Annotated in this window: 11 protein-coding genes; all 11 read right to left on the bottom strand. The window is 42.4% G+C overall.

Annotated elements, in window-relative coordinates:
- Window positions 1-38: 38 nt before the first annotated feature.
- Window positions 39-2042 carry an ABC transporter permease gene (locus BMI76_RS04695; protein ID WP_075346441.1) on the bottom strand — a complete coding sequence of 668 codons (2004 nt, stop codon included), beginning with the start codon at window positions 2040-2042 and terminating at the stop codon, window positions 39-41.
- A gap of 1 nt (window position 2043) precedes the next feature.
- On the bottom strand, window positions 2044-2796 hold the full coding sequence (locus BMI76_RS04690; RefSeq protein ID WP_075346440.1) for an ABC transporter ATP-binding protein: 753 nt from the start codon (window positions 2794-2796) through the stop codon (window positions 2044-2046).
- 176 nt (window positions 2797-2972) lie between these two features.
- Complete coding sequence (locus tag BMI76_RS04685) at window positions 2973-7217, bottom strand: glycoside hydrolase family 70 protein (RefSeq protein WP_075346439.1); 4245 nt, start codon at window positions 7215-7217, stop codon at window positions 2973-2975.
- 185 nt (window positions 7218-7402) lie between these two features.
- Entirely contained in the window at window positions 7403-8737 is a 1335-nt protein-coding gene (gene trmFO / locus BMI76_RS04680; protein ID WP_075346438.1) for a methylenetetrahydrofolate--tRNA-(uracil(54)-C(5))-methyltransferase (FADH(2)-oxidizing) TrmFO, read from the bottom strand.
- Between the two features lie 218 nt (window positions 8738-8955).
- A complete protein-coding gene (topA, locus tag BMI76_RS04675; RefSeq protein WP_075346437.1) occupies window positions 8956-11073 on the bottom strand; it encodes a type I DNA topoisomerase in 2118 nt (705 codons plus the stop codon).
- Between the two features lie 89 nt (window positions 11074-11162).
- On the bottom strand, window positions 11163-12011 hold the full coding sequence (dprA, locus tag BMI76_RS04670) for a DNA-processing protein DprA (protein ID WP_075346436.1): 849 nt from the start codon (window positions 12009-12011) through the stop codon (window positions 11163-11165).
- 276 nt (window positions 12012-12287) lie between these two features.
- Window positions 12288-12836 carry a sugar O-acetyltransferase gene (locus BMI76_RS04665; RefSeq protein WP_075346435.1) on the bottom strand — a complete coding sequence of 183 codons (549 nt, stop codon included), beginning with the start codon at window positions 12834-12836 and terminating at the stop codon, window positions 12288-12290.
- A 51-nt stretch (window positions 12837-12887) separates the two neighbouring features.
- Window positions 12888-13655 carry a ribonuclease HII gene (locus BMI76_RS04660; protein ID WP_075346434.1) on the bottom strand — a complete coding sequence of 256 codons (768 nt, stop codon included), beginning with the start codon at window positions 13653-13655 and terminating at the stop codon, window positions 12888-12890.
- Complete coding sequence (ylqF, locus tag BMI76_RS04655) at window positions 13642-14493, bottom strand: ribosome biogenesis GTPase YlqF (protein ID WP_075346433.1); 852 nt, start codon at window positions 14491-14493, stop codon at window positions 13642-13644. The genes BMI76_RS04660 and ylqF overlap by 14 nt, the downstream gene beginning before the upstream one ends.
- A gap of 178 nt (window positions 14494-14671) precedes the next feature.
- Window positions 14672-15118: an OsmC family protein gene (locus tag BMI76_RS04650; RefSeq protein ID WP_075346432.1), complete on the bottom strand. Its 447-nt coding sequence runs from the start codon at window positions 15116-15118 to the stop codon at window positions 14672-14674.
- 165 nt (window positions 15119-15283) lie between these two features.
- Complete coding sequence (locus BMI76_RS04645) at window positions 15284-16249, bottom strand: hypothetical protein (RefSeq protein ID WP_075346431.1); 966 nt, start codon at window positions 16247-16249, stop codon at window positions 15284-15286.
- Window positions 16250-16335: the final 86 nt, after the last annotated feature.

Raw genomic sequence — 16335 nt, 5'->3', positions numbered from 1 at the left:
TATTCTACCAAAAAAGCGGCGAAAAATCGCCACTTGTCTTATCTTTCGATTAATTTGTAATAAGTTCTGCTGGTAATTTTGTAAATGATAAAGTAAATGACTAGTATGCCAGAAATCGTCAAAGCACTGACTGTATAGATAAGCCGGTCACCCTGCACACCAAATATGAGAAGGAGCTGTTTCAAAATCGGCAATGCAAAGATAAAGTGCATGATGGCAATAGCCAAAGGCATAAAGAAGACCAGGATAATCTGTGAATTAATGGTCTGTTTAACTTGTTTTAGACTCATACCGACTTCTTGCAGAATGGTATAGGAACGTTTGTCCTGAGTCCCTTCAGACAGCTGCTTATAGTAAATAATCAAAGCGGCTCCTAGCAAAAAGGCTATCCCCAGCAAGAATCCTGTAAAAAGAAAGCCGCCGGACAGTTTCAAGACTTCCTCACGATAACTCTGGGCAGTTGAAAGATCAGCAAACAAGCCTTTTTTTTGATTGATGAGGGCACCGCCGTTTTTCCTTGAAATATCCATTAAGACCTGCTGCTCCTTTTTAGACAGGTTGGCATAAGCAGAGTAGGAATAATTGGATGGCGAAACAGCTGATTTATTGTAAATTTCAGTCATGGCAGCCATGACACTATCATCAGAAACGATGAGAAGCCCCGCTGGAATACCGATATTTGCAATCTTCATGTTTTTGATGCTTTTAACAGAGGCAGCCTTTTTATAATGCTGACCGAGCCAATTAACGGTATCAAACTGAAAGGATTTATTCAGGTTGTAATCATAAAAAGCGACCTCATCTGCAGCAAGCTGCTTGACCTTATTGCCCACTTTTCTGAAATCATCCTGAGTGACAACTTCTACAACACCGACCTTATCCATATGTTCATAGGGATTCTTAGAAATAAAAGAAGGTTTGACCTTTAAGGTTTTAAGCCGACCGTAAGGAACGGCAAAACTTACTGACTGGTACTGATCAAAGGACTTATGAAAATTTTTATCTGCTTTTTTAAGAGGTTCTACAGCTTTTGTTTTAACCAGATCCTGTACTTCCTTGCGGTTAGTAACTTTATAGAAGTCAATCATAGTGTTCTTAGGATAACTCATTTGAACAAGGTTTTCGTTGCTGGTATAAAGGGCAGCTGTTGAAAACACCGTCACAAAAGCCATGATCGCAAGCAAGGTAATGTTAGCCAGCCCGACAGCATTTTGTTTCATGCGGAAAATCATCTGTGAGGTGGTGACAAAATGCTCAGGTTTGTAAAAATAGCGTTTGCTTTTTCGGCGAAATTTCAAATACCATGTGATGAAACTGATATAAAATAAATAGGTTCCCAAAATAACCGCTAAGATAGCTTTGAAAAAACGCACAATTCCTGTAAGAGCACTCAGATTTACTGAAGAAACTGATAAATAGTAACCATAGCCAAGGGCTAAGATACCAATAAAAGCTAAAATAATATTGCCCTTAGGCTCGCGCTCTCCTTGGCTTTGATTGCTGAACAGGTTGAGTGCCGATGAACGGTAGATTCTAATGGCACTGACAACTTCAAGCAAAACAAAGATAGCTGCAAATAAGAGAATATTTATCGTAAAAGCCTTTGGATTAACAGAAAAATTCAGCTGATCATAATGCACTAAGTTAATAAAGATCAGGTTAAAAAAGTTAGCAAAGACCAAACTTAAAATAACTCCCAGAACCATAGTTACCAGATAAATGATAGTTAGTTCTATGGAAGACAGCCAGATAATCTGCTTTTTGTTCATGCCCAGAATGTTATAAAGCCCAAATTCCTGATTGCGCTGCTTTAACAGGAAATTGTAACTGTAAAGACACATGATGGCAGCAAAAATACTCAGAACAGTGTTAGCCAATCCTAAGGCAGTCGTACCAGTCCCCATGCTTTTAGCGGCCGGACTCAGTAAAATGAGCAGTGTAATGCCGCTGAATAAAAAGGTTGTGACGCTGACCAGAAAGAAAGGAGCAAAATATTTGTAGGACTGCTTGATATTATTGAGAGCTAATTTGACATAGAACATTTTACTCACCTCCTAGAAGAGCTGACATGGTCAGTGAGATATCCTTGCTGAATTCCTGATTGTCTTTGTTGCCCTTATAAATTTGGTGAAAAATTCGGCCGTCTTTGATAAAAAGAACACGTTTAGCATGGCTGGCTGCGTTAGCTGAGTGAGTAACCATGAGAATGGTTTGACTGTCAGCATTAATGGCCTCAAATAAATTCAGCAAGTCTTCCGAATTGCGGTAATCAAGGGCTGCTGTAGGCTCGTCTGCCAAAAGAATCTGAGGATTCGTGATTAAGCTTCGGGCGATAGCGACACGCTGCTTTTGCCCGCCGGAAAGCTCAAAGGGCCGTTTTTCCAATAAATCCTGAATTCTCAGCTTAGCAGCAATACGCTGCAGGCGCTGCTCCATTTCCTTGTAGCTCTTACGATCCAGAACAAGCGGTAAAAATATATTATCTTTGACAGAAAGCGTATCCAGCAGATTAAACTCTTGGAAAACAAAACCTAAATTTTTCAGACGAAAACTGGCTAATTCGCCTTCCTTAATTTTAGTGATGTCCTTGCCGTTTAAGATAACCGTTCCGTTTGTCGGCTTTTCCAAGGTTGCTAGGATATTCAGCAAGGTCGTCTTGCCTGAACCGGATTCTCCCATGATGGCAATAAATTCACCATTATCAACCTTAAAATCAACATCCTGCAAGGCGCGTGTTTCTTCTTTGGAAAAGCGCGTGCGGAAGATTTTTTCTAAATGATTAATTTCTAAAAACATACAATCTCCTTTTTTCATTATACCTTAATTCATTTGGAAGGTCACTTCCTTTAGGTACCTTTATTCTATAGCAAAAAAGACACCCAAGACTTACACTTGGATGTCTTAATCTTACAGAATTGTAAGTTTAACGGACCTGTCTGATAAAACAAGTTCTTAACGCTTCTGCTCCTTTCTTAAAAGAAAGGACGGAAGAAACCAAAGAGATGCCCTAAGGGACTGTAGCTGCGGTTGATTCGATACTGATAGCGGAAAGCGCTGCTATGCCGTGAATGACCTCCATGACGGTATTGATAGCTGCCGTCAAAATAAAGTCTGCGGCCGTGAATATTATTCCAGCCGGTTACAGCGTAACCATTATTATCGAAATAATAAAGGTTGCCATTGGAAGTTCTCACATAACGGTTGCGAATTTGTTCACCCGAATCCGCATCATAGTAGCTGAGACGTCCGTAGCGGTCAGTGATAAATTCACCTTTGGCCTGAACACCGTTAGCCTTGAAATAGAGGCGTTGGCCGTTAATGGTTTTGGCACCTGTTACAGCGACACCATTAGCGTCAAAGTAGAACCATTGGCCTTGAGCATTGCGAACAAAACGGTTGCGGATTTGTTCACCTGAATCTGCATCATAGTAGCTGAGTCGTCCGTAGCGGTCGGTGATAAATTCACCCTTGGCCTGAACACCGTTAGCCTTGAAGTAGAGGCGTTGGCCGTTAATGGTTTTGGCACCTGTTACAGCGACACCATTGGCGTCAAAGTAGAACCATTGACCCTGAGCATTGCTGACAAAGCGATTAGTAACTTGATCACCAGAATCTTTATCAAAGTATCTTACTTTACCGTCTTCGGTTGTGACAAACGCACCTTTAACTTGGAAGCCGGAAGCATCGTAATATTGAACAGCACCATTAACCTCAGTCAGTCCAACTGCCATGACTCCATCTTTAAAATAGCGCCATTGCTGACCAAAGAGATGATAGCCGTTTTCATAACGTTTGCCGTCATTGCCGTAATAAGACAGGACCTGACTGCCATTGTCATAGATAGCATCCCTTAATTGCACACCGTTTGGCAGGAAGTAATAATTATCGCCGTCAATAACCTGAACACCGGTCACCATGTAGCCGTCAGCATCAAAGTAATACCACTTATCGCCTTCGCTGATAAAGGTGTTTTTAGCCTGATTGCCGCTGGTTGAATAATAGATGTAACCTTTGCCATCATAAACAAAACCGCTTTGACTTTCTTGATTCAGCAATTGTTTTGGCAGGAAGAAACTATCTTTAGAAAGGTTAAAGTAGGTGTTGGTGGCTTGATCTTTCAAGACATAGCCGGCACCGCGTCCGAGAATGTTGGTTCCGTTGAAATACTTAGCAGACCATTGCTTGATTTTCACAGACGGATCCATCGGAAGACCTGTCGAAATTTGTTTTCTGGCAAATAATTCAGGATAGTTGGCTTGAAGTTCCTCTAAGAATTCACCGCCGTATTTAGCCTGCTGGTCATTTCCTGAACTCTTGCTGTCTACCACATAAAGACTTTCTTTGATTGGCGATCCTTCAACAGGATTGCCGTATTTGTCCACACGTGTCACTGAAACAACTTCTTTTTCAGGGAAGGCATACATTTGATCCGGAACCCAGTCAGCCATCACCTTGATTCCCTTGCTGTGAAGAGCTTTAATAGCATTGACAAGGTCATCAGCAGTACCGTATTTATTAGCCTTTGAAATACCTAAATCATAGCGGTCTGTAAAAGCGTAACCGTTTTGGATAACGGAGTCGAGGAAGCTGCCGTCTGTAGATGATACGTATTGCGGTGCCATCTCAAAGTCAGTGATTCCCCATTCAGCAAATTTATCTACATTTTTCGCAATGACAACATTGGTATATTCTTCTCTTGTTGTGGCAAAGGCTTGGAAGTTTGAGAATCCTTCAAACATGACGCGTGAATCAAGAGCTGCATTTTGATGGATTGACTTGCCGTCAGTTGCTGCTGTTTCGCTGGCTGCTACGCGGATGTCTTGATCTTCACTGGCTCCTACCGGCACCCAGACAGCTAAATAACCGGATACCTGAGGATTAGCATAACCTTTGATATCACTGGCAGTAAAGATTAATTCTCCGTTTTCATTAGTGTAACGAACAAGCGCTGCTGCTTCTTGATCACTATTATAAGTTGCCACACCGCTGTCAGTTGTCAAGATCAAAGGACGGTAAGCTTGGTTTTTATGAGCTGCACCCATGTTGATTACCAAGCGTTCATCCTCATTGAGACGAAGACTTGGCTGATTAGCTTCAATAACAACAATACCGGACTGACGCGTTAATTGATCGCCTGTTTCATCAGCCGTCATCGCACCTTTACCGTAACGAACAGAAGTCAAGACCGATTGATCCCATTTTGTACGGTCAGTGTTTGCAAGGTAATGTACTTTCATGCTTTGACCGCCTGAGACGTATTTAATACGGGCTTTCAGGAGACTTTCAATAGCATCAAAGTTAATGGTCTTGTTAGCCATGTATTGACCGTCATCAGTAAACATATCTCCGTAGTAGATACGCGGAACACTGGATTTATTGGTCAAAATCAGGGCGTAAGAAAGAGCTGTGTTGTAATGGGTGTATTTTTTATTGGTTGCTTTCAGATCATCGTTATAAATCTTGAAGGCTTTTTCAATCTCTTCTTCTGTAAATGAGTAACCAAACGAATCGGGATTGATTTCAGCCTTGATGATGTCACGAATCAAATCCTGCACTTCACTGTCATGCGCACGTACAAATGAGTACGACGGAATTTCAGCTGTTTCAGCGCTGTCATTGGTACGGTCAACTAAGCTGTTTGTTATCAGCGGTTCAAGACCTGAACGCACAGATAAAGGTCTTGCCAGTGACCAGATGAAAGATAAGCGAAGCTTATTGTCCATATTGATCATGTTATCGCCGTCATCATGCAGATAAGGCGTATCGTTATCACTCCAGGCTTCTAAGATAGACAGGTGATCATTGGCAGTCTTGTCGTTCTTATTAATGCCTTTGACATATTTTAAGTAATCGCCGGCAATTTGAAGCAGGTCAGCATCAACATTATCAACGGCATCAACACGGATAGAGTCAAAGTTGGCATCAGGATCGTTAGCGTAGATCGATCCAAAGTTCATCAAGAAATGCAACCAGTTTAATTGCTCTGCCTGAACAACCGGATTAGAATTATCAACGTCATTAGCAAGCAGGAACTCATAGCCGCCGATACTTGTATCTGCTGTGTAGCGCGGATCTTTTTGACCAGTTTGATTAGTCGGTGTGCGGTTGAGAATACGGTAATCCGAATCAGCATAAGGTGTTAGGCTGCTTTCATTATCATAAAGCAAGGCACCGTTTTGCAAGTGATCATCAAACGGTTTTTCACTGTCGCTGTTCCAGGCTGACTGTGTTTTAACAAAAGCAGAGATTGTTGAGCGCAGCCAATTTGTATTTTGAGTGATCGAAATTTTTTCTTCAATTTTAGCCTGCACGGTCTGTGCCGCCAAGTTCAATTCGGCCTGACTGGCTGATGTACTGTAAGTCTGATCCAGTCCAAGCTGGCTGCTCATATAATTAACATACTGGCGCTGAACTTCTTTATCCGGCCACCATGTCATCAGAAGCGGACGAAAGTCATCTTTTGTCGACTCAACCCATGTCTTACCGTCTTTTAAGATGTACTTAGGACGATACCAAGATTCCGCAGTCAAATAATTATCAATTTGCTCAAAGTTCTCAGCATCAGTACTGTACACCTGATTGTATTTGGCAAAAGAATTTTCTGTGGCTGCTGAAGAAGATTCTGCAGTCACTTTGACACTTGAGGTATCTGTATAGGCACCGGTCTCGTCGAAATACAAGGTTTTTCCATTGACAACTACTGTGTAGTTTTTTTGGACAGAGCCATCGGCATTATAATAGTAATAGTTACCATTAACCTTCTTGACGTTAGCCATACCTTCAAGCAGGCTAAGATCATCAGAGTTAACTGCTTCTTGCTCCGAGCGGCTGCCAGTATTGCTTGCACTTGCAGCAGGATTGGTCTCTACTGCGGTCCAGCTTTGTTCTTTTTGAGCACTTGTTTGTGCCTGAGTTGTTGCGTTTACCGCCTGAGTTTGATTTTCAGAGGAAATAGTAAGGCTGTCATCAGCCGCTGTTTCAGCTGAACTGGTAACCTCTTGATTAGCTGTAGCATCATCAGCAGATGTTACAGCTGGTTCTTCTGCAGCCGTCACAATACCAGCATTGGAATCCTTAGAAGGGACACCGGATTCAGCCGATTCTGCCTTAACCATTCCGCCTGACAGCGCAGCCAAGGTCATCATAGCAGATGCAACCGAAACGGTTACCCATCTTTTTTTAACTTTGCGCAATTTATAATGCACTTTCTTGTCCATTAGGAACCTCCCAAATTAAGATGTTTTTTTCACAAAACGTCATTATTGTAACATTTTTCTAATCAAAAAACAATGCGCATAATTTTATATTAAAGATGTAAACGTTTTTCAAAGATTTTCATCATTTTTCAGAGAATCAAGTTCATACAAAAAGGCTGAGACTAACCAGCCCCAGCTTTTTCAAACTAGATATTCATGAAATCAGTTAAAATTTCAAGCGATCGCTGAGCGATTTTCTCATAGCGTTCTTTCTTATCGCGAATACGCGGACCTTCTAATTCTTTAATAATGCCAAAATTAATATTCATCGGCTGAAAATGCTTGCTGTCTGTATGGGTGATATAATGCGGCAAAGCACCGATAGCAGTCGTCTGAGGAAAGATTACCGCTTCTTCTCCCTTCAAACGGCGAACGGCATTAATGCCCGCGACAAGTCCTGACGCGGCAGATTCCACATAGCCTTCAACACCTGTCATCTGACCGGCAAAGAAAAGATTTGGATTTTGACGTGCTGCAAAAGTAGGTTCTAACAGATTGGGAGAGTCCATGTAAGAATTGCGGTGCATGACACCATAGCGCACAAACTCTGCCTTTTCAAGCCCAGGAATCATTTGAAAGACACGTTTTTGTTCTCCCCATTTAAGATGTGTCTGGAAGCCCACGATATTGTAAAGACTTCCAGCTGCATTGTCCTGACGGAGCTGTACAACCGCATAAGGTGTTTTATAATCGCCATCACGAGGCCCTCTATAGTCATCTGGGTATTCCAACCCAACTGGCTTCATAGGACCGTAGAGCATGGTTTTAGTGCCTCGCTTAGCCATGACTTCAATAGGCATGCAGCCCTCAAAATACTTTTCCTTTTCAAAAGCATTGAGCGGGGCCTCTTCTGCTGTTATTAAGGCCTCATAAAAAGCCATAAATTCTTTCTTGGTCATCGGACAGTTGAGATAAGCGGCCTCACCTTTATCATAGCGTGACTTAAGATAAACTTTTTCCATGTCAATAGAATTTTTATCAACAATGGGCGCTGCTGCATCATAAAAATAAAAACCATCTCCGCCGTTGAGCGCATGAATTTTCTCAGCCAAAGCATCGCTTGTTAAAGGACCGGTTGCGATAACTGTAAGGGCATCCTCGGGAATTTCTGTGATTTCATGACGTATCACTTCAACAAGCGGATGCTTCATTACTTCATCGGTGACTTTCTGTGAAAAACCATCACGATCAACCGCTAAGGCACCGCCGGCAGGCACACGGGTGCTTTCCGCTGCCCGCATAATGACAGAATCCAGCCGCCGCATTTCTTCTTTCAGCAAGCCTACCGCATTGGTCAGGGAATCCCCTCGAAGCGAGTTGGAACAAACAAGTTCTGCAAATTTATCCGTCTTATGCTGCGGAGTTGATTTAACACCGCGCATTTCATAAAGCTTGACAGGCACACCGCGCTTGGCAATCTGATAGGCAGCTTCGCTTCCCGCGAGTCCTGCACCGATAACGTTGATATAAGATTGAGACATAACACCAATACCTCTTGGGAAGAAGAACGGGAGCTGCCCTTACAGTCATAGATATCTTAGTCTGTAGAGGCTGCAGCCGTTTCTTTTCCCTCAAATCTTTCTAACAGAATATCTTTTATTATATCATATTTGAAAGGCTGTTTCTTATCAGCTATCACAGTAAAAAAGCGATAGATAGAAAAAAGTTTACATAACTTTTGTTACGCAAACTTTTTGAGCTATTTAACAATTTCTTCTTTATAATCACAAGTTTCGCTGCTGCAAATAACCTGTTTGCCGCCGCCGCGAACTTTTTTCTCAACCAAGAAATCGCCTGATTTAGGACAGGAACGGCCGACCGGCTTATCCCACGAGGTAAAGTCACATTCAGGGTAGCGGTCGCAGCCATAAAAAATACGGTTGCGCTTTGTTTTGCGCTCAATCACCTGACCCTTTTGGCAAAGCGGACAGGTAACGCCGATTTCTTTGGTAATCGCCTTTGTATTGCGACATTCGGGAAAATTGCTGCAGGCGTAAAATTTGCCATAGCGTCCTAATTTAATAACCATCGGATGTCCGCAGACATCACAGTCAAAGCCTGCTGGCTCATCCTTGATTTGGACTTTTTCAATTTCTGTTTCGGCCTTGGCAAGCTCTTTTTCAAAAGGCTTGTAAAAACTGTCAATGACCTGCTGCCACTGCTCCTGACCTTCTTCTACCTGGTCGAGTTTTCCTTCCATCTCGGCTGTAAATTTAACATCCACAATATCTGGGAAAAATTCGAGAATTAAACCATTGACAATCTCACCAAGTTCAGTCGGTTCAAAACGCTTGGCCGCAAGTTTGACATAATACCGTTTTTGGATCGTTTCAAGCGTAGGCGCATAGGTAGAGGGACGGCCAACACCATTTTCCTCCAGCGTTTTGATAAGCGTCGCTTCAGAATAACGGGCAGGCGGCTGAGTGAAATGCTGCTCAGGATTGGTAGATACTTTTTTAACAGCGTCCCCTTCTGCCATATCAGGTAGCATTTTATTTTTATCAGAATCATTGTAAACAGCCAGATAACCATCAAATTTTACTTGACTGCCGTTGGCTGTAAAACGGACACCATTTTGTTCAAGATTGACTTTCATGGTATCAAAGACTGCTGCTGTCATTTGACTGGCAACAAATCGATTCCAGATAAGCGTGTAAAGTTTCAGCTGATCCTTGTCCAGATACTTAGCAATAGATTCAGGTGTCTGATTAACATTAGAGGGTCTGATAGCCTCATGAGCATCCTGGGCTCCAGAAGCATTTCTGACGCGGTTGCCGTGCTTGGCATACTTATCTCCAAAACGCTCTGAAATAAAGTTTGCAGCGTCATTTTGCGCAACTGGACTGATTCTGGTTGAATCGGTACGCATATAGGTAATCAGACCTTGCTGACCGCTGGATCCCAGTCTGATTCCTTCATAGAGCTGCTGGGCCACCATCATTGTCTTGCGGGTTCTAAAGTTAATCTTGTTGGCTGCATCCTGCTGCAGTGATGAAGTAGTGTAGGGGAGCGGTGCATTGCGCTTGCGTTCCTTTTTTTCTACCTTGCTGACAAGAAATTCATCCCCCTGAATACGAGCCAGCACTTCCTTGACGTCCGCATTAGTTTTAAGTTTGACTTTTTTACCGTCAAGCCCATAAAAACTCGCCTGAAATTTTTTACTGCCTTTTTTAAAGAAACCGTCAATACTCCAATATTCCTCTGGTTTGAAGGCCTTAATCTCATTTTCGCGGTCAATAATAAGCTTAAGGGCAACAGATTGGACACGCCCTGCTGACAGACCTTTTTTAACCTTTTTCCATAAAATAGGTGAAATAGAATAGCCGACGATTCTGTCTAAAACACGGCGCGCCTGCTGAGCATCAACCAGATTCATATCAATCTGACGCGGTTCAACAAAAGCATTTTTGACAGCATCCTTGGTGATTTCGTTAAAAACAACACGATTTTTCCCCTTAGGATCAAGGTCTAAAATGTGAGCCAAATGCCAAGAAATAGCTTCACCTTCACGGTCCGGGTCACTGGCCAGAAAAACTTGTTTGGCATTTTTGGCTTCTTTTTTCAAAGAATTAATCAAGGGACCTTTCCCGCGAATATTGATATACTGGGGTTCATAGTTATTATCAAAGTCAATAGACATACTCGATTTTTTCAAATCACGAATATGTCCCACCGAAGCAACAACCTTGTAAGAACGTCCAAGGTACTTTTCAATCGTCTTTGCCTTGGCAGGAGACTCAACGATGACTAAATTTTTCTTAGGTGTTGCCCGTTTTTTGCTTGTTTTTTTGGTTTTTACCGTCGTTTTACTTGTCAATATTCTGTACTTCCTATAAGTTATAAACTTCTAGAATAATATATCATTTTTAGAATACTGTCAAGAACAAACTTTTCCTATAGGAAAACTTATTTTCTCAGCTGATATTCATTTAGCACGTCCATGCCTGATGTAATGCATTTGGCTCCTTCTTGAATAAGATGATGACAGCCGTCTGACTGCCCGTCTAAAATATTTCCGGGAACAGCAAAAACATCTCGCCCTTCTTCCAATGCGCGTTCGCAGGTAATCAGACTGCCTGAACGGGTTTTCGCCTCTGCTACGACAACTCCTCGGGAAAGCCCGGCAATGATGCGGTTGCGCTCCGGGAAATGGTACTTGAGCGGCTGACTGCTAGGCTCATACTCTGATAAGAGGAGATGATTTTTTGCGATGTAGTTTTGCAGCTGACGGTTCTCCTTGGGATAATAGACATCGAGTCCGCAGCCGATAACTGCAATGGTAGCTCCGCCATTTTTTAGACTGGCCAAATGCGCAGCAGTATCAACACCGCGTGCCAGACCGCTGACAATAACAAAGCGGTTTTCCAACTCCTGAATAATTTTTTTGACGGAGTCTACACCGGTTTTGCTGACATTTCGCGAACCGACCACAGCTAACTTGGGTCTGCTCATGAGTTCCAGATCTCCCTGATAAAATAAAAGGGCAGGCGGGTTGTAAATATTTTTAAGCTCTAAAGGGTAGTCCTTATCCAGTATAGATAAGGACGGGAACCGATTAAAGGCAGGACGCAGTTCTTTGCTGTTCAGATTTTTATAATTCTCTATAAAAATCAAAGGATCCCTGCATTTGGAAACAACGGCCATATCACGCAAAGATAAGGATTTCCCCTTCTTTTTCTGATAAGCAAGAATGTGTAAAACATTAAGGTTGGTCAGTCCTGCTTTTTTTAGTTTAAATAGTTGAAAATTATCCATTTTATACCTCGCTATTTAAACTATTCGAAAAGAGAGCGGGATAAAAATTAAAACTATCATAAAATGGCTATTTCGATTTTGCTGTTCCATTTCCAACACTTCTCCAAACTGTTGAGGCTATCACTTGCCTAGTCCTTAAACACTCCAGCGGCTGTTTAAGATGAACTCCTGAAAATCAAGAAGTGGCCAGATAAGTATTGATCCCATCTACTGCGGCAACCAGTTGGGACTGCATAGATTGAAAAAGTTTGAGACGTTTATCCCAAACTTTTCCGTTTATAATTCTTTAATAATCCTTGCAGGATTGCCGGCAATCAAAACATTGTCCCCAAAGGATTTTGTCACAACACTTCCTGCTCCAACAACGACATTATGGCCTAAGCTGACACCCGGTAAAACAATGGCTCCGCCGCCTATCCATACGTTATCGCCAATGATAATCGGAGCACCGTATTCCAGACCGGAAATGCGTTCTTGGGCATCCAGCGGATGCAGCGGCGTCAGCAGCTGAGTGTTGGGGCCAATCATGGCATTATCTCCGACGCGAATTTCACAGACATCAAGAAAGGTGCAGTTAAAATTAGCGTAAAAATTTTCCCCAACATGGATATTGCAGCCGTAATCACAGGAGAACTGCGGTTCGATTATGATATGGTTACCAGTTGTGCCCAACCAATTTTTTAGCAGCTCTTGGCGCCTGCCGCGGTCAAACTCATGATTAAAAACAGCCATCTTCTCACGCGCTCTTAACCGCAGTCCTTTTAATTCAGCATCGCCTGCATCATACAGCTGGCCGGCTAGCATTTTTTCCATTTCTGTTGTCATACTGTCACCCCTGCCCTCTCCAAAAAGGCACTTTTTCTTAAAAAATAACTGTTATTGGCCTGCCATGCTCTTAATCGGCTCAAAACTCTGCCGATGTATTGGTGTTATTCCTCTTTCCTGCAGTCCTTTTAAATGCTCTTTGGTACCGTAGCCGGCATTTTGAACAAAGCCATAGCCTGGGAATTCCCGATCATAGGCTGCCATCATACGATCGCGCGTAACCTTTGCAACAATAGAGGCAGCCGCAATAGACAGCGATTTGGCGTCTCCTTTAATGAGCGAGGTCTGAGGAATGCCAATCTCAAGCGCCATAGCATCTATCAACAGGTGCTGAGGCTGGACAGACAGCTTCCCCAAAGCTTCCAGCATGGCCAATTTGGTTGCTTCATAGATATTAATTTGATCGATCACATCGTTTGATTTAGTGCCGAGACCTATAGCAAGAGCGTTTTTTACAATATCATTGTATATAGCCTCATGCTTCGACTTTGGAATTTTTTTACTGTCGTTAAGACCTCTTATCTTACAGTTAGGCGGTAAAATAACAGCTGCTGCAACAACAGGACCAGCCAGAGGTCCTCTGCCAACTTCATCAATTCCGGCTATAGCCTGATAGCCTTGCTCATAAAGCATCTTTTCATAGGACAGCATGCGCTCCAAGCGCTCATCTTCTGCCCTTTCAGCTTGAATCTGCTTTTGCCGCTGTTTTATTGCTTGTTGAACACCCGAGCGCTGATCTGTCAGCAGAGCCTTAAAAAATGCATCATCCAAACTGTCAATGCCAGCTAACCGCTCTTTGATTTCTTTAATTGTCGCCATCTAAATCACTGACCTTGTCTAATGTATACCTGCCCAATTTACCATCACGAACTTCCTTGACAAAAAGAGAATAAAAGCGATCGTAATCATCTCGGAATCCCAGCTTTTGTGTCAAAGACATAATAATCTCAGGCGCTTCTTCGCTTAAATCCATTCCCTTAAAACGCTCTTTCAGGCGTTCAGGATAGTTCTCTTTAAAATAATTGAGTCCAAAAATAGTGACCTCATCCATGGGCAGAAGATTGTCCTTAATCGCCCCTGTCAAAGCCAATTTAAACCCTACAGTCTCGTCTTCGAATTTCGGCCAGAGAATGCCGGGAGTATCTAAAATTTCCAAATCTTTGTTAGATTTAAGCCATTGCTGACCTTTGGTAACTCCCGGTTTATTGCCGACTGCTGCTACTTTTTTACCAGCCAGGCGATTCATCAGAGTTGATTTCCCGGCATTGGGAATACCGATAATCATTGTCCTGAGAGTTTCTTTTTGAATGCCGCGCTCACGCAATTTGGAGAGCTTAGACGCCATCAATTTCTTGGCTGCTTCTCCCACTTTTTTTACGGCACTCTGTTCTTTAGAGTTAAGGGCCAGAGCTGTAATGCCCTGACTTTCAAAGTAGGCTTGCCATTCCTTGGTACGGTTACCATCCGCCAAATCTGCTTTATTTAGAATCATCAGTCTGGGCTTGTCACCCACAATTTTGGTCAGCATAGGATTTTGACTGGAAAAAGGCAAACGGGCATCCACTAAAATCGTGACGAAATCAACATGTTTTATATTTTCCTGCACTTGACGGCGTGCCTTGGACATGTGACCCGGAAACCATTGAATAGTAGGCATATATGTAAATTCCTTTCATACTGAGACATTATAATCACGTTCTATTATATCATTTATCTTCGCAGAGGTTGCTGAAAATGGCAGAAAATTATGTTTTTACCTCATATAAAAAGACAGGCCCATTTACATTGAAAACAAGGTAAACAAGTCTGTCTTTATTCATTGTAGCCACTGTCGTTTATTTGCTTTCTTTGACTGCAGCTGTTCGGACAACTTTGACGCCGTTTTGCAAGTTATCGCTTACCGGACAGTGCTGATCCATAAAATCGGAAAAAGCATCGATCTTATCCTGAGGTTCATTTGTTACAAAATGTGTTGAGTAACGAATTTCTTGAAAACCATTGCGAGCCTCAGACAATCCCATAAAACCATCGGGATCGAGATCGCCTTCAACTTCTATCCAAAATTCATCATAGCTAAAATCCTGCGATTCAGCAAACGATGCACAGACAATGGATTGGCAAGCAGCAAACGCACACAATAAAGCTTCGACAGGATTCATTCCTGTGTTTGTTCCTCCCAGTTCTTCCGGTTCATCTAAAATAAATTTGAAACCACGCGCATCAGCCTCTACCTGTAAGCCGGTTGTTGTTTTTTTAGCTGTAATTTTAAATGTTTCTAACATAGCTTTGCCCTCCAGACATTTTTAAAATTGATGTGCTTGCCTACCTAAATTATAGCGCTTTCAATAACAATTAGCAATTATTCAGAAGCTGCACTTTCGTATTCAAAAAAATCAGCCGCAAGCTCGTGCTTACAGCTGATTGGGCAGATTGATTCACCAACTTTCTTAGAAAAGCTTGTCATAGCCGATTTTGATGTTAGGAAAATGCTCCTGCACGGCAGCAAAGAAGGGCTGGAGTTCTTCATCAGTCTTCTTGCCGCGGTTACGAATGAACATGTTCACCTTCTTCTTATCAGCCTTCACCGCAACAAGGAAAGACTGCCGATTAACCGTGATAAAGTAGCGTTTTGTTTTAATAATACGGTGATACAGCTGAACAACCTGCTGTAAATCAACCACACAGAAGCCACGGAAATAGCTGACTAAATGGTTTTTATAGACTGCGATTTTAAGATTGTCATCATGGTAAAGCGCGTCTGATAAAAGGAGATCCAGATTACCGTTCAATTCGGGGTAGGCAGCATACAATTCATCATAAGCTTGATTAACTTTATGGCGCGTGAAGAAAGCGGCAGCAATCAGAATGCCCCCAATAAGTCCTAAAATTCCGCAGACAATCGGCAGGCTTGTTCGGTCAGATTTGACATCCTGCAAGGAAACATAGGTATAGAAGGAAAAATACTTACTGATAGCCGGAGCTGTTCTTAAAACACCGGTCATGGCACCTGAGTAGTTTCTGATGCGGCTCTTGCCGCCCGTACGTGTATTATAGTACTTGACGGTAATGCGTTTAGGCTGGTCTTTCAGCGAATCGCCTGCATTTAACAGCTTGGCGACATCTTTGTCATCTTCTTTAGACTCCAAACCCACATAGCCCTTATCATAGCTGACCAGCCAGATAACCGTCTTGCGGCCTTTAATAGTCGCTAGGGGTTTTGAGTAAATATCGTATACCCTAAGGGATACCTTGTCCCCGGAGGAAGCGCTGGTTGATTCTCCCTTATAAATAACATCCGGAGCTTTTTTATTTCCTTGAGAAACCAGCACGAAAGTACCTAAAGCACCAATGATAAAACAAAGTCCTAAAACCAGATATAAGACAAAGCCCTTATTTCGTTTTTCCTTTAACATAAAGCCCGACCTCCTAATGCTACTTTGCGTTTTCTTTTATTATAGCATAGACAGTCGTCCAGCAAAGGCCTGTAACTGAATTTTAA

Source organism: Streptococcus sp. 'caviae' (assembly GCF_001937065.1).
Classification (GTDB): Bacteria; Bacillota; Bacilli; order Lactobacillales; family Streptococcaceae; genus Streptococcus.
Note: the sequence above shows the minus strand (reverse complement) of the source record. Positions and strands in the feature narration are given on the sequence as shown.

Excerpts from the sequence above, each read along its gene's own strand:
- BMI76_RS04645 (WP_075346431.1), bottom strand. The coding sequence starts at position 16,249 with ATGTTAAAGGAAAAACGAAATAAGGGCTTTGTCTTATATCTGGTTTTA.
- trmFO (WP_075346438.1), bottom strand. The coding sequence starts at position 8,737 with ATGTCTCAATCTTATATCAACGTTATCGGTGCAGGACTCGCGGGAAGC.
- BMI76_RS04665 (WP_075346435.1), bottom strand. The coding sequence starts at position 12,836 with ATGACAACAGAAATGGAAAAAATGCTAGCCGGCCAGCTGTATGATGCA.
- BMI76_RS04685 (WP_075346439.1), bottom strand. The coding sequence starts at position 7,217 with ATGGACAAGAAAGTGCATTATAAATTGCGCAAAGTTAAAAAAAGATGG.
- BMI76_RS04660 (WP_075346434.1), bottom strand. The coding sequence starts at position 13,655 with ATGGCGACAATTAAAGAAATCAAAGAGCGGTTAGCTGGCATTGACAGT.
- BMI76_RS04690 (WP_075346440.1), bottom strand. The coding sequence starts at position 2,796 with ATGTTTTTAGAAATTAATCATTTAGAAAAAATCTTCCGCACGCGCTTT.
- dprA (WP_075346436.1), bottom strand. The coding sequence starts at position 12,011 with ATGGATAATTTTCAACTATTTAAACTAAAAAAAGCAGGACTGACCAAC.
- BMI76_RS04695 (WP_075346441.1), bottom strand. The coding sequence starts at position 2,042 with ATGTTCTATGTCAAATTAGCTCTCAATAATATCAAGCAGTCCTACAAA.
- BMI76_RS04650 (WP_075346432.1), bottom strand. The coding sequence starts at position 15,118 with ATGTTAGAAACATTTAAAATTACAGCTAAAAAAACAACAACCGGCTTA.
- ylqF (WP_075346433.1), bottom strand. The coding sequence starts at position 14,493 with ATGCCTACTATTCAATGGTTTCCGGGTCACATGTCCAAGGCACGCCGT.